The organism is Rhizobium sp. AAP43 (genome assembly GCF_001296045.1).
Classification (GTDB): Bacteria; Pseudomonadota; Alphaproteobacteria; order Rhizobiales; family Rhizobiaceae; genus Allorhizobium.
The window spans coordinates 118,906-131,652 of record NZ_LJHS01000004.1 but is presented as its reverse complement, the minus strand read 5'-3'; the positions used below and the strand labels follow the sequence as shown (position 1 = coordinate 131,652).

Annotated in this window: 14 protein-coding genes; 7 read left to right on the top strand and 7 right to left on the bottom strand. The window is 61.9% G+C overall.

Features of this window, described 5'->3' with window-relative positions; translation table 11 throughout:
• Positions 1–260 precede the first annotated feature (260 nt).
• The 3 genes from IP76_RS02725 to IP76_RS02715 form a co-directional block, all read right to left on the bottom strand.
• Complete coding sequence (locus IP76_RS02725) at positions 261–602, bottom strand: MmcQ/YjbR family DNA-binding protein (RefSeq protein ID WP_054156639.1); 342 nt, start codon at positions 600–602, stop codon at positions 261–263.
• Positions 603–714: 112 nt separating this feature from the next.
• A complete protein-coding gene (locus IP76_RS02720) occupies positions 715–1,137 on the bottom strand; it encodes a DUF1284 domain-containing protein (protein WP_054156638.1) in 423 nt (140 codons plus the stop codon).
• Positions 1,138–1,330: 193 nt separating this feature from the next.
• Entirely contained in the window at positions 1,331–2,074 is a 744-nt protein-coding gene (locus IP76_RS02715; RefSeq protein ID WP_054156637.1) for a carbonic anhydrase, read from the bottom strand.
• Between the two features lie 226 nt (positions 2,075–2,300).
• Here IP76_RS02715 and IP76_RS02710 point away from each other — a divergent pair, with 226 nt between their 5' ends.
• From IP76_RS02710 to IP76_RS02700, 3 genes are all read left to right on the top strand, one after another.
• Positions 2,301–2,645, top strand: a complete 345-nt coding sequence (locus IP76_RS02710; protein WP_054156636.1) for a multidrug efflux SMR transporter — start codon at positions 2,301–2,303, stop codon at positions 2,643–2,645.
• Positions 2,642–3,214: a TetR/AcrR family transcriptional regulator gene (locus IP76_RS02705; RefSeq protein ID WP_245281367.1), complete on the top strand. Its 573-nt coding sequence runs from the start codon at positions 2,642–2,644 to the stop codon at positions 3,212–3,214. Before IP76_RS02710 ends, IP76_RS02705 begins: the two co-directional genes overlap by 4 nt.
• 120 nt (positions 3,215–3,334) lie before the next feature.
• Positions 3,335–4,024: an HAD family hydrolase gene (locus IP76_RS02700; RefSeq protein WP_054156635.1), complete on the top strand. Its 690-nt coding sequence runs from the start codon at positions 3,335–3,337 to the stop codon at positions 4,022–4,024.
• 33 nt (positions 4,025–4,057) lie between these two features.
• Here IP76_RS02700 and IP76_RS02695 read toward each other — a convergent pair whose 3' ends face one another.
• The 3 genes from IP76_RS02695 to IP76_RS02685 all read right to left on the bottom strand — a co-directional run bounded on the left by IP76_RS02695 (position 4,058) and on the right by IP76_RS02685 (position 7,670).
• The gene (locus IP76_RS02695; protein ID WP_082352380.1) at positions 4,058–4,975 is read right to left on the bottom strand and encodes a diacylglycerol kinase family protein; all 918 of its coding nucleotides are present in this window, start codon (positions 4,973–4,975) and stop codon (positions 4,058–4,060) included.
• Positions 4,976–5,101: 126 nt separating this feature from the next.
• On the bottom strand, positions 5,102–6,313 hold the full coding sequence (locus tag IP76_RS02690; RefSeq protein WP_245281366.1) for an MFS transporter: 1,212 nt from the start codon (positions 6,311–6,313) through the stop codon (positions 5,102–5,104).
• Positions 6,306–7,670, bottom strand: a complete 1,365-nt coding sequence (locus tag IP76_RS02685) for an LLM class flavin-dependent oxidoreductase (RefSeq protein ID WP_054156634.1) — start codon at positions 7,668–7,670, stop codon at positions 6,306–6,308. Before IP76_RS02685 ends, IP76_RS02690 begins: the two co-directional genes overlap by 8 nt.
• Positions 7,671–7,786: 116 nt before the next feature.
• Between IP76_RS02685 and IP76_RS02680 the strand changes: the two genes are divergently transcribed.
• A complete protein-coding gene (locus tag IP76_RS02680; RefSeq protein WP_054156633.1) occupies positions 7,787–8,380 on the top strand; it encodes an XRE family transcriptional regulator in 594 nt (197 codons plus the stop codon).
• Between the two features lie 29 nt (positions 8,381–8,409).
• On the opposite strand, the gene IP76_RS02675 is transcribed toward IP76_RS02680, so the two are convergent.
• Positions 8,410–8,988 (bottom strand): hypothetical protein, encoded by a 579-nt coding sequence (locus IP76_RS02675; protein ID WP_054156632.1) that lies wholly within the window; start codon positions 8,986–8,988, stop codon positions 8,410–8,412.
• 305 nt (positions 8,989–9,293) lie between these two features.
• Between IP76_RS02675 and thrC the strand changes: the two genes are divergently transcribed.
• From thrC to IP76_RS02660, 3 genes are read left to right on the top strand one after another with little or no spacing between them, the layout of a single operon-like run.
• The gene (thrC, locus tag IP76_RS02670; RefSeq protein WP_197278300.1) at positions 9,294–10,700 is read left to right on the top strand and encodes a threonine synthase; all 1,407 of its coding nucleotides are present in this window, start codon (positions 9,294–9,296) and stop codon (positions 10,698–10,700) included.
• Between the two features lie 20 nt (positions 10,701–10,720).
• Positions 10,721–12,019, top strand: a complete 1,299-nt coding sequence (locus IP76_RS02665) for a pitrilysin family protein (RefSeq protein ID WP_054156630.1) — start codon at positions 10,721–10,723, stop codon at positions 12,017–12,019.
• Between the two features lie 59 nt (positions 12,020–12,078).
• Positions 12,079–12,690 (top strand): GNAT family N-acetyltransferase, encoded by a 612-nt coding sequence (locus IP76_RS02660; RefSeq protein WP_054156629.1) that lies wholly within the window; start codon positions 12,079–12,081, stop codon positions 12,688–12,690.
• Positions 12,691–12,747 lie beyond the last annotated feature (57 nt).

The window sequence follows — 12,747 nt, the reverse complement described above, 5'->3', positions numbered from 1 at the left end:
CCGAACTTGGTTACTGAAGGGTGAACGGGGCGTGAGATTTTGTGCGGCGGTGGGATGCGTCACCGCCGGAAGGCCGAGCCACAGGACGAACTCGCCAAGGGAAAGACACAGCAAAATGCCCTGATCGTAGGCGAGCAGTCCGGCGCGCCATTTCCGTATGTTTTTGAAGCGTTCGAAGCGCGCAGGTGGGGGCGTTCCTTTGGAATCCCCTTCATCCGGCGCTACGCGCCACCTTCTCCCCGCCGGGGAGAAGAGGAGAATCACCGCCCAGCATCCCAGGCCTTGACCACCGTCTTCTTCGCCTGATCGCGCCACACCCGCATGAGATTGGCTCGCACCCATTCCACATCGACACTGTCCGGGCGGGCCAGCACCATGGGATAGGGCCTGTGGTGGTCTGTCGTGAAGAAGGTGCCGGGATCCCGCTCAATCAAATGATCGCGCTCCTCGAAAGGCAGCTTGAAGACCGGGCAGCCATGTTCGAGGTTCCAGAAGAGCATGGCCTTGCCATTGACCTTGAATGAGGGATTACCCCAGGACGAGGTCTCCTCGGTGCCGGGCAGCGCAAGGATGATCTCGCGGATTGTGTCGAGGGTGATCATGGCGTGGCCTCCGGCGTATCGTCTAAAGTCTGCCAGAGGTTGCAGGTCGTGTCATCCACCTCAGCTTTGCCGGCCGTCACCCGTCACGTGCAGCGAAAAGATAGCGCATGCCTCAAGGCGCGACCCGCACGCCCAGATAGCCTTCCTCTGCCACCGTGTCGCACAATCCGCTCCATTCGCAGCCCGAACACGCGCTGCGGATCTCGCCGGTTGCGAAGGTATTTCTGAGATGCGCCAACAGCGTGGCCGACGGCGTGATGCGGGCGCCTGGGCCAAGCGGGCCACCCAGAAGCCGAGCCACCGATGCTTGCGCTTGCGCATCGCGGGCCGTCACGCTTGCGCCATGGCAATGGGCCTCGGGATCGGCGTTGAGTGGCGCGCAGATGTCATCGGGGCCTTCGATGAGCTCGATCTCTTCACCCGCCGAAAGCCGGGCGGCGATCCGCTCGTAATTCTCCACGAAGGTTGGAGAATAACCCTTGCCGACATAGGTCAGCATGCAGAGGAGATGATGGGGGCGAAGGCGGATGGTCATGCAGGCCTCAAGAGCGGCCGAGCGAGCTTAGAGCCGGCGCGGCACAAGGAGAGCCACGTGCATGGCTTTCACTCCCTTAAAGCAGAGTTTCTCCGCTTGTCGAGTTTACCGGTGACCTCGCACCTCCCTCACCCATGCAGAGGCCCGGGCAATGCCGTCGCGACCCGTAAGGACGAACCGCGACGGGCTGAGATCAATTCAGGCTGTCGATGAATTCGACCTTGCCGGTGGCAATGTCATAAACGGCCGCAACCACCTGGACTTCGCCTTTTTCGACCAGTTCGCGCATGATCGCACTTTCATTGGCGATCCGCACGGCGCCACTGATCGCGTTGCGACGAACCGTGTCGGCGATCAAATCAGACGCGCCGGCGCTGCGGGCGGCGATGGCGGCGGGAAGGATCGGCTGGATCATCTTGCCAATCGAACCGCCGGGCTCGCTGCCCTTTTCGACTTCCTCGCAAGCCGCGCTCACAGCACCGCACTTGCTGTGGCCCATGACGACGACCAGCGGCGACTTGAGGTGCTCTGCGCCGTATTCGATGGTGCCGAGCGCACCGGTGTCGAGCACGTTGCCGGCATTGCGGACGACGAAGAGTTCACCGAGCGTTGCCCCACCGAAAACCAGTTCCGGGCTGACACGGCTGTCTGAACAGGTGAGAATGGTTGCCCAGGGATGCTGACCACCAGTGAGTTCGCCGCGCAGCGAGGCGAGGCCTGCGGCACAGGCATCGGCATCTTCGACGAAGCGGCGATTGCCTTCCTTGAGTTTGGCGAGCGCTTCAGCCGGCGAGCTGACTGGTTTTGTTGGCGTCCGGGCAGCCGCCGTTGTCGCGCCGCCCGTCAGGGCGGCTGCGGTGAAGCCTACGCCGGCGAGGCCTGCAAGCTTGAAGAGATTGCGGCGGTTAAGGCCATTGGTTTCGCATTCCTGGCACATATTCGATGTCCTGTTGACGAGTATAGGCGCCCTCGGCGCCGGACGGGAACTCGCTCCGCGATGGCGGCAAAATTGTGATGCTTACTTACAATTATACTTACCTTGTTCTTTCGATAGGCAAGTAGTGTGGCTGCGCACGTCGACACGTCACAAACGCCAGGTCAGCTCTTGTGAACAAACCGACCATTCGGTATGTTTGAGGGGTCACTCAATCGAGATCGCTGCCATGAACCCTCTCCTGCCCGCCTATGGCGCGCTTGCCGCCGCCATCCTGCTCGAAGTCATCGGCACGACGTTGCTGCAGAAGTCTGACCAGTTCAGCAAATTCCTGCCGACAGCCGGCATGATCGCCTTCTATGCCGCGTCCTTCTACCTGCTCAGCCTTGCACTGCGCAGCATGCCGCTGGGCGTCGCCTATGCCATGTGGAGCGGGCTTGGGATCGTGTTGACTGCTGCGATCGGCTTTTTCGTCTTCAAGCAGACGCTGGATGTGCCTGCCATGCTTGGTATCGGGCTGATTATTGCCGGTGTTATCGTGATGAACACGCTATCCGGGTCGGTATCCCATTGAGCGCGCCGGCTGACAGCGCCTATCGGCGTCGCAAGCAGCCGGAACAGGTGCGCCGGGCGCTGATTGACTGCGCTGCCCGGATTGCGGCGGAAGACGGACTTGGCCGTCTGACACTTGAGGCGGTGGCCCGGGCAGCGGGCGTGACCAAGGGCGGTCTGCTTCATCATTTCGACAGCAAGCAGGCCCTGATTGCGGCCCTCTTCGCCGATCTGCTCGGGAAGCTCGGCGACGAGATCGCGCAGAGCATGGAGACCGACTCGAAAGCTGACGGACGGTTTACACGGGCCTATGTGAGAGCCTGTTTTGCCGATCGCCTGATCGGTGCGCAGAGCCTGTGGGCGGCCCTCTCGGTGGCGATCCTTTCGGAGCCGGCACTCCGGGCCCTTTGGTCGGACTGGCTCGATGAACAGCTGACGGCGCATCGGCAGACGGATGCAGACCCGGCACTTGCCGTCGTGCGGCTTGCGGCCGACGGGGTCTGGCTTGCCGACATGCTGGAGCGGGACCGGGCGCTTGAACGCTATCCGCAAGATTTAGAGACACGCCTGCTGGCGCTTGCCGGCGGCTGACACTGGCGCGGTGTGCGCGTCTGCTGGCCGAAGAGCTGCCATGCAGCCGCCTGCATTGTCCTTCAGGGCGTGATCGTGTAGGGAGGCGCCATCCTCGAACATCACCACGGATTGTCCAGCATGAGCGGTTTCGACCTTATCCTTTTCGATTGCGACGGCGTGCTCGTCGATTCCGAAATCATCGCCGCCAAGGTCGAATCGAAGCTGCTCAACGATGCCGGCTACCCGATCTCGGTGGAGGAAATGGGCGAACGCTTTGCCGGCATGACCTGGAAGAACATTCTTCTGTCGATCGAGAAGGAAGTCGACATTCCGCTGTCTGCCAGTCTCATCGACAAGTCGGAGCAATTGCTTGACCAGCGGCTTGCCCGCGAGGTGAAGGCAATCGAGGGCGTGGCCTTTGCGCTTGCACGGCTGAAGACCCCACGCTGCATCTGCTCCAATTCATCTTCACAGCGGCTCGACATGATGCTGACAAAGGTCGGCTTCAAGGAAGCCTTTGCGCCGCACATCTATTCCGCCAAGGATCTCGGCGCCGACCGCGTCAAGCCGAAGCCGGACATCTTCCTGCATGGCGCCAGCCAGTTCGGCGTCAGCCCTTCGAAATGCATCGTCATCGAAGATTCCGTGCATGGCGTGCATGCGGCCCGCGCCGCAGGCATGCGGGTTGTCGGCTTTACCGGTGCCTCGCACACCTATCCTTCGCATGCCGACAAGCTGACGGATGCGGGCGCTGAAACCGTGATCGCGCGTATGACCGACCTGCCGGGCGTCGTTGCCGCCATGGCCGAATGGGAAGGCGCCTTCTGAGGCGCTGAACCTCCTCAGAAACGCAGATTTTTCTCAAGTTCGGATTGTCAGCGCGCCGGGCAGGATTTCGGCGACGAAACCGCCCTGAATCGGCATCTCGCCGTCAACCTCGACGGGGAAACGCGCCGTGTCAGTCGGTCGGAACTCGACGCGGCGGCCGCGATGAAAGCTCAATTGCGGATGGCCGACATGGCCAGCCTTATAGAGGCTTTTCAAAAGACGGATCAGCCCGCTTACCCTCTCCTCCCGCATCACCGCCACATCGAAAAAACCATCTGCAACGTCTGCCTCCGGCGTGACATGCATGCCGCCGCCGAACCAGCCGCCATTGGCAACGGCCGTCAGCGCCAGGCGGCCGTCATGCACCTTCATGCCGTCGATGAGAACGTCGAACGTGTAAGGGCGGTAGCGCAGAATGGTGAGCAGCGAAAAGACGAAGAAACGCACCGGGCCGGAGAGCCAGCGTCTGGCACCGGGCGCATTCACCCTTTCAACGATCTCGCCGGAAATTCCGACACTGGCGATGTTGGCGAAGTGGCGATGAAATTCTTTCCCCCCGGCATCGCGGGCCGTGATCCGGCCGGCATCGATCTGACGCGGGGCGGATGCTGCAATCCGGGCGGCCAGTTGCTGCGGATCGGCCGGCAGGTCGAAGTTTCGGACGAAATCGGAGCCGGTGCCGAGCGGCAGAAATGCGAGGGGTGTTTCCGGCCGGCTCGATGACAGGATGCCGTCGACGACATCGCTGATCGTGCCGTCACCGCCAGCAGCGATCACGAGGTCCACGCCAGAGGCGGCGAGATCCATGGCGAGCCGGCGAGCGTCTCCGGCTGAACGGCTTTCATGCACGGTGAGATCGGGAAACTGCTGTCGGAAGGCGTCAAGCGCCCGGGCCCAGCGGACCGGCTGGCCATTGCCTCCGGCCACCGGATTTCTGACAATCGCAACCATCAATTCCGCATTCCCCAAAACTCGTTCTCGTCGCGCCACATGGAACCATGCAAGGCGCGATGCGACAGATCTAGTACAGATAAGGGTCGGAAAACAACCTCCTGTATTCGCGAGGTTTTCCAGCAGTCAGCGGCGCCCGCCCGCCAGTCGCCGGGAGACGGGATCCCGTCGCAACAGGAGCATGGCAAGGGTGCCGATGGCGGGGCCAGGCACAAGGAAAAGGAAGACCCATTGCCAGCTGCCAAGGGCGGCGGCGAGCACCGGGATCAGCCAGATCGCCAGAACTGTCAGCAGGAAGCCGAGAGCCATCTGCAAGGAAAGGGCGGTGCCGACCAGATGCTGATCGGAAAGTTCGGTCACGGCTGCGGAGAATTGCGCGGAATCGCCGATGATCGCCGCGCCCCAGACCAGGATGACGAGGGCAAGCAACCAGGCGGGACCCGTGAAGACAAGGCCGACCAGTGCGGCACAGGTGCCAGAGGCAATCATCATGCCGGCGGTGGTCGCGGTGCGGCCGTAGCGATCGGAGAGCACACCGCCCGCGAAACAACCGAGCACGCCGGTCGCAATGGCGGCGAAGGTGAGCATGGAGGCTGCCGATTGGGAGAGGTGCGACAGGGCGGGCGCCGACCTCAGATAGGTCAGCAGCCAGGCCCACATGGCATAGAGCTCCCACATGTGACCGAAATAGCCGAGATTGGCCAGGAGCAGCTTGCGATCCGTCATCACTTCGCGGATCTGGCCGAGGCGAAAGACAGCGCGGGAAAAGGGGTAAGGCCCCTCGCGGACCAAGGTTGCGAAGAGCACGGCGGCCGCGACCAGCGCAAGGCTGGATAAGGTAACGACGACCTGCCAGTCGATTGCCCCGGCAAAGGCCCGCGTCAGATGCGGCAGGGCCGATCCAGCCGTCAGCGCTGCTATCACGGCAGCGAGCGCCAGCCCCCGGCCTCGAACGAACCAGGTGGCGGTCAGCTTCATCGCCGGCGGATAGATGCCGGCTAGCGCCATGCCTGTCAGGATGCGGCTGGCGAGCGCGAGTTCTGGCGACGGCGACAGGAGAAGAGCGGCATTGGCGATGGCAGCAACCAGTGCTGCCATCGCCATCAGGCGGTTGAGGCGGACGATGTCCGGCAGATTGACGAAGCTCGACAGGAGTGCACCGGTGACGAATCCGATCTGCACGCCATTGGTCAGCCAGCCGGACATGGCCGGTGAGAGCGACCAGAGACGCACGAGGTCCGGACCGATGGCCGTTGCGGAAAACCAGGCGGTCATCGAGAGGACGACGGCGAGGCACAGGATCGACAGGTGACGAAGCGCGCCCGTTCCTTCAGCCACGACGCACCCGATGGCTGGCGGCAATATGGCTTTGCGGCAGGCGCGGTGCGCCGAAGAGTTTCTGGCGCAGCGGGCCTTCGGCATAGGCGGTCTTATAGAGACCCTTTTCCTGCAGACGGGGGATGACGAGTTCAATGATGTCATCGAAGCATTCCGGGACCACCGTACGCGACAGGTTGAAGCCATCGACGCCGGTATCCTCCACCCAGTCGACCAGCCAGTCGACCACCTGATCGGCGGAGGCGACCAGCGGCGGCTGGCGGCTGCCGAGCACCATCTGCTCAAGCAGCTTGCGCTTGGTCCACTGCGGCCCGGCGGCGCGGTCCATGGCCTTGATGTTGGAGGTGATCGCCTGGCTCTTGGCCGTTTCGACAGGCTCATCCAGATCGAACTTGTCGAAATCAATGCCCATGGAGGCGGCCGCGTGGGTGAGTGCCGCCTCGGAACTCACATAGCGGCGATAGTCTTCAAACTTGTCGCGGGCTTCCTTGTCGGTTCGCCCGGTGACGATGGTCGCGCCGAGAAAGACCTTGATGTCATCCCCGCTTCGGCCGAGTGCTTCAGCGCGGGCGCGGATATCGCCGACGATCTCGCGCACGCCGTCCTTCTTCTGGCCGTTGACGAAGACGCATTCGGCATGGGTCGCGGCGAAATGCCGGCCACGCGGCGAAGATCCGGCCTGATAGAGCACAGGGCTTCGCTGCGGCGAGGGTTCGCTCAGATGCACCGCATCAACACGGTATTGCCGTCCATGATGGTGGACGGCGTGGACCTTGGTGGGATCAGCATAGAGATGGGCGGCGCGGTCTGCGACCACGGCATCATCTTCCCAGCTGCCCTCCCAGAGCTTGTAGACGACCTCCATGTATTCATCGGCCAGATCATAGCGATCGTCATGGGCCATCATGCCATCCAGCCCGATGGCGCGGGCCGCACTGTCGAGATAGCCGGTAACAATGTTCCAGCCGATCCGTCCGCCCGTCAGGTGATCGAGCGTGGCCATGCGGCGGGCAAAGAGGAAGGGCTGTTCATAGGTGAGGTTGGCGGTGACGCCAAAACCGAGATGGCTGGTGACCGAGGCCATGGCCGGCACCAGCATCATCGGGTCATTGACCGGCACCTGCACCGCGCCGCGCAGGGCGGGTGCCGGACTTCCGCTCAGCACATCGTAGATGCCGACGACATCGGCAAAGAAGATGCCGTCGAACAGGCCCTTTTCCAGCCGCTTTGCATAGTCGGTCCAGTAGCCAAGCCGGTTATACTCCATCGAGCGGTCGCGCGGATGGGCCCAGAGGCCCTGCTGGATATGGCCGATGCAATTCATGTCGAAGGCATTGAAATGGATCTGGCGTGGCACGGACAGCGCTCCCGTTCGAGGTGGTGGGATCGATGACTTGCCTGAAGTCATCCCCTATCGTATTCTTTCGTCCACTATAGAAGACGAAGTCTTTGCAGTTTGGCAAGAGGGATTGGATGGCGGACAAGGAAGAGGCAGGCGTAGATGCGGATGACGGGGGCCAGGGCCGCGCCATTGCTGCGCGCATCCGGCTGGAGCGCGAACAGCGCGGCTGGTCCCTCTCCGAGCTTGCGACGCGGTCCGGTGTTTCCAAGGCCATGATCAGCAAGGTGGAGCGGGTGGAAGCGAGTCCGACGGCAACGGTGCTCGGGCGACTTTCCGGCGCCTTCGGCCTGCCGCTGTCGGCACTTCTGGCACTGGCGGAGCGCGATGCCGAGCGGCTGGTGCGCCATGCGAGCCAACCAGTCTGGACCGATCCCGCTACCGGCTATACGCGGCGCACCCTCTCACCTGGTAACGGCGGTCATCTGGAATTGCTGGAGGTCGTGCTTCCGGCGGATGTCGAGGTGCCGTATCCGGCTTCCGCCTTCAGTTTCCAGCACCAGCAGATCTGGGTCATCGATGGAGACCTCGATTTCATCGAGGGCGAGCGGCGGCATCAGCTTAAAGCCGGCGACTGCCTGCAACTCGGGGCGCCGGTCGATTGCGTCTTTGCCAATCGCTCGACGCTGCCGGTGCGTTATCTTGTAGCGTTGACGCGGCGGGGCTGACCCTGACGCATCCGGCGATTCGAAATGCCTTATTTTTTCTTCTTCGCCTTGCCGTCGTCAAAGCCGATATGGACGCGGGTCAGGCCAGAGACATTGCCGGGAACGGTGACGGCGCGGCTGTAGATGAACTGGGTCGGCTGGTTGACGTCGGCAATGGTGACGCTGAATGGCTCGATCTCGGAATAAACCTGCTGATCGCCATCGATGACGGTGATGCGGACCGGAAGGTTGATCGTGCCGGCCGTGCCCTGCGGGCCCGAAACCAGACGGCCCTGGGCGAGCACATTCACGGTCAGCGTGGCTTCGGTGCGTGAGCAGGAGCGCGTCGTATCGGCAATCGAGGCCTGGTAGACCACCTGGGTCGGATCATTGTCCTTGCCACGCGCATAGACGCGGTGAACGGTCGTGCCGTCGCGAAGCGCAACCTGCGGGCAGAAACCCTGGACGAAAGCATCGGAGCCAACTGGGGCGGCAGCGGTCGCGGCCGGAGCGGCCGGCTGAGGTGCCGACTGGCCCATGAGGCCGGATACGGGATTACCGGTATTGCAACCGGCGAGAGCCATCAGGAGCGAAACGGCCAGAACACCGCGCGACATGACTAGGGACACCAGACTCCACCTTCCGCATGCTCGGCCTCGCAAGGCCGGAAAAACAGTCCAATTCACGGGTTTTCACGCCCGGCGCCGATGGTCTATAGCAGCGGTGCGGCGAAAAATCGATTGGGTTGCCGGCAATTTGCGTGGATTTTCGATTGCGCGCAAGAGAGTGGTACGCACCGCCCTTCGCGCCGCGAAAAACACAATGCGCCGGCTTGCGAAATTCAACGGACCGGACTGGCGCAAAACGGCAAACCTCTTTATCGGAAACGCCATAGGTTCTTCTGGACATCGGCTGCGACTGTTCAACTTCGAGGATAAGCGACGTGGAATACATCTCGACCCGCGGAGAGGCCCCGAGCCTCGGCTTTTGTGACGCGCTTCTGGCAGGGCTTGCCCGCGACGGCGGCCTTTATGTGCCGCGTGAATGGCCACAGATGTCGAAAAAGGCGATCCGCGGCCTGCGTGGCAAAAGCTATCAGGACGTCGCCTTCGAGGTGCTCCTGCCCTTTACCAATGGCGAGATCGAGCCTTCCCTCTTCCGCAGCATGATTGACGAGGCCTATGCCACGTTCAAGCATCCGGCCGTGGCACCGCTTGTGCAGACGGGGGCCAATTCCTTCGTGCTCGAGCTTTTCCACGGCACCACGCTGGCTTTCAAGGATGTCGCCATGCAACTGCTCGCGCGGCTGATGGACCATGTGCTGGAAACCCGGGGTGAGCGCGCCACCATTGTCGGCGCGACCTCCGGCGATACGGGCGGGGCGGCGATCGACGCCTTTGCTGGCCGCGCGCGCACCGACATCTTTATCTTCTTCCCGCATGGCAAGGTTTCACCGGTGCAGCAGCGCCAGATGACCACCTCGAAGGAAGCCAATGTTCACTCGATCGCCGTCGAAGGCAATTTTGACGACTGCCAGAACCTGGTGAAGGCGATGTTCAACGATGTCGCCTTCCGCGACCGGGTGAAACTGTCGGGCGTCAATTCGATCAACTGGGCCCGCATCATGGCGCAGGTGGTCTATTACTTCACGTCCGCCGTGGCACTCGGGGCGCCGGACCGCAAGGTATCGTTCACGGTTCCGACCGGCAATTTCGGCGATGTCTTTGCCGGCTATGTGGCCAAGAAGATGGGCCTGCCGATCGACAAGCTGGTGATTGCGACGAACGACAACGACATTCTCGCCCGCACGATGAAGACCGGGCGCTACGAGATGAAGGGCGTGTCGGCCACCACGTCGCCGTCGATGGATATCCAGATATCCTCGAATTTCGAGCGCCTGCTGTTTGAAGCCTATGGCCGCGATGCCGCCGCCATCCGTTCGTCGATGGAAGGATTGAGGCAGTCCGGCGCCTTCGAAATCCAGCCGGATGCGCTCAAATTCATCCGCAAGGATTTCCGCGCCGGCCGCGCGACACAAAAAGAAGTGGCAAAGACCATCCGAGCCGTGCTTGACGAGACTGGTTATCTGCTCGATCCGCATACGGCCGTCGGCGTGCATGTCGCGAAGAAGTTCGAAAAGCCGCAAAGCCCGATGGTTGTGCTTGCCACTGCCCATCCGGCAAAATTCCCGGCGGCAGTAAAATCGGCCTCCGGTATTGACCCCGCGCTTCCGACATGGCTTGCTGACCTGATGGATAGGGAGGAGCGCTTCGAGGTTCTGTCGGCGGACTTGAAAACCGTCGAGAATTTCGTCGGCAAGCGTTCTCGTGCCGCCCAGTAGGAAGCGCAGAAAGACGGACCATGAGTGTTGAGTGCACCCGACTACCCTCGGGTTTGACTGTCGTTACAGAAAACATGCCGCATCTTGAAAGTGTGGCATTGGGAACATGGATCAAGTCCGGGTCACGCAACGAGACGGAGAGCGAGCATGGCATCGCGCATCTGCTCGAGCATATGGCCTTCAAGGGGACCAGCCGACGCTCTGCCCGTCAGATTGCCGAGGAAATCGAGAATGTCGGGGGCGAACTGAATGCCGCGACCTCGACCGAAACGACCTCCTATTACGCCCGCGTGCTCAAAGACGACGTACCGCTGGCCGTCGACATCCTCACCGACATCCTGACGGATTCCGTCTTCGACGAAGAGGAACTGGCGCGCGAAAAGCATGTCATCTTGCAGGAGATCGGGGCTGCCGACGACATGCCTGACGATGTCGTCTTTGACCGCTTTTCCGAACGCGCCTTCCAGAACCAGACGATCGGGCGCAGCATTCTCGGCACGCCCGATACGGTGAACTCCTTCACCAGCGACCAGATCCGCGGCTATCTTTCACGCAATTACACAACCGACCGCATGTTTGTCGTGGCGGCCGGCGCAGTGGACCATGACGCCTTCGTCAAACAGGTCGAAGAGCGATTTGCCTCGCTGCCGACACAGCCGTCCGCGCCGCCCGTCATGGACGTTGCCCGCTATACCGGCGGTGAAGCGCGTGAAGAACGCGACCTCATGGATACCCAGGTCCTGCTCGGTTTTGAGGGCAAGGCCTATCACATGCGTGACTTCTACTGTTCGCAGATCCTGGCCAATATTCTGGGCGGCGGCATGTCGTCCCGTCTGTTCCAGGAAGTGCGCGAGATCCGCGGCCTTTGCTATTCGGTCTATGCCTTCCATTGGGGCTTTTCCGACACCGGCATCTTCGGCATCCATGCCGCGACCGGCGGCGACAATCTGCCGGAACTCGTGCCTGTGATCATCGAGGAGCTGCGCAAAGCGTCGCAATCGATCGACCAGCAGGAAATCGAACGCTCGCGTGCCCAGATCCGGGCGCAGCTTCTGATGGGCCAGGAAAGCCCGGCCGCACGTGCCGGCCAGATCGCCCGCCAGATGATGCTCTATGGCCGGACCATTCCGAACCAGGAAATGATGGAGCGCCTTGCCGGAATTACCACCGAGCGCCTGACCGACCTTGCCGGACGGTTGTTCTTCGACACCGCACCGACGCTGTCGGCCATCGGCCCGGTTGACCAGCTGGTGTCGCTTGACGAGATCGCCGGCCAGCTATCGACGACATCGCCGGGAAGCCGCAAGGTCGCAGGCTGAACCTGCTGCACTCAAGTTTGGCCGGTGGATATTTCCGCCGGCGTCCACGGGGATAGACGATGACGCGCTCGGTCTTTCGGTTTCTGTCGCGGCAGCCGGAGCCACCGGTTCTATCTGGGCGTCAGGTGACGCTCAGACTTCCCCGTTTTCGTGACTTCGATCAGTGGCACAAGCTGCGCCGGGAGAGCCGCGCCTTTCTGCAGCCCTGGGAGCCGACCTGGCGTGCCGAAGACATGACCGAGCGCGCCTTTCGCCAGCGCGTGATCCGCAACGAACAGGAATTCATCACCGGCATGGCCGTGCCGTTTTTCCTGTTCCAGACTGAGACCGATGATCTTCTCGGCGGATTGACGATCGGCCTGATCCGGCGTGGGGCGGCGCAAAGCTGCATGATCGGATATTGGATGGGCGAGTGTCATGCGGGCAAAGGCCACATGTTTGCCGCACTTGAGCTGGCAATACCCTATATGTTCAAGGTGCTCGAGTTGCACCGGATCGAAGCAGCCTGTATTCCGGACAACGTCAACAGCCTGCGCCTATTGGAAAAGACAGGTTTCGAGCAGGAAGGTCTCTTGCGGGAATATCTCAAGATCAACGGGGAATGGCGCGACCATCTGCTGTTTTCCAGGCTGAGCGAAAGCCCCTCGTCACGCAAAGGCAAGTCGGGCTGATGGAAAGCTTGCGAAACACAGGATACCGGATGCCACGTCTTTACACTCACGCGCTAT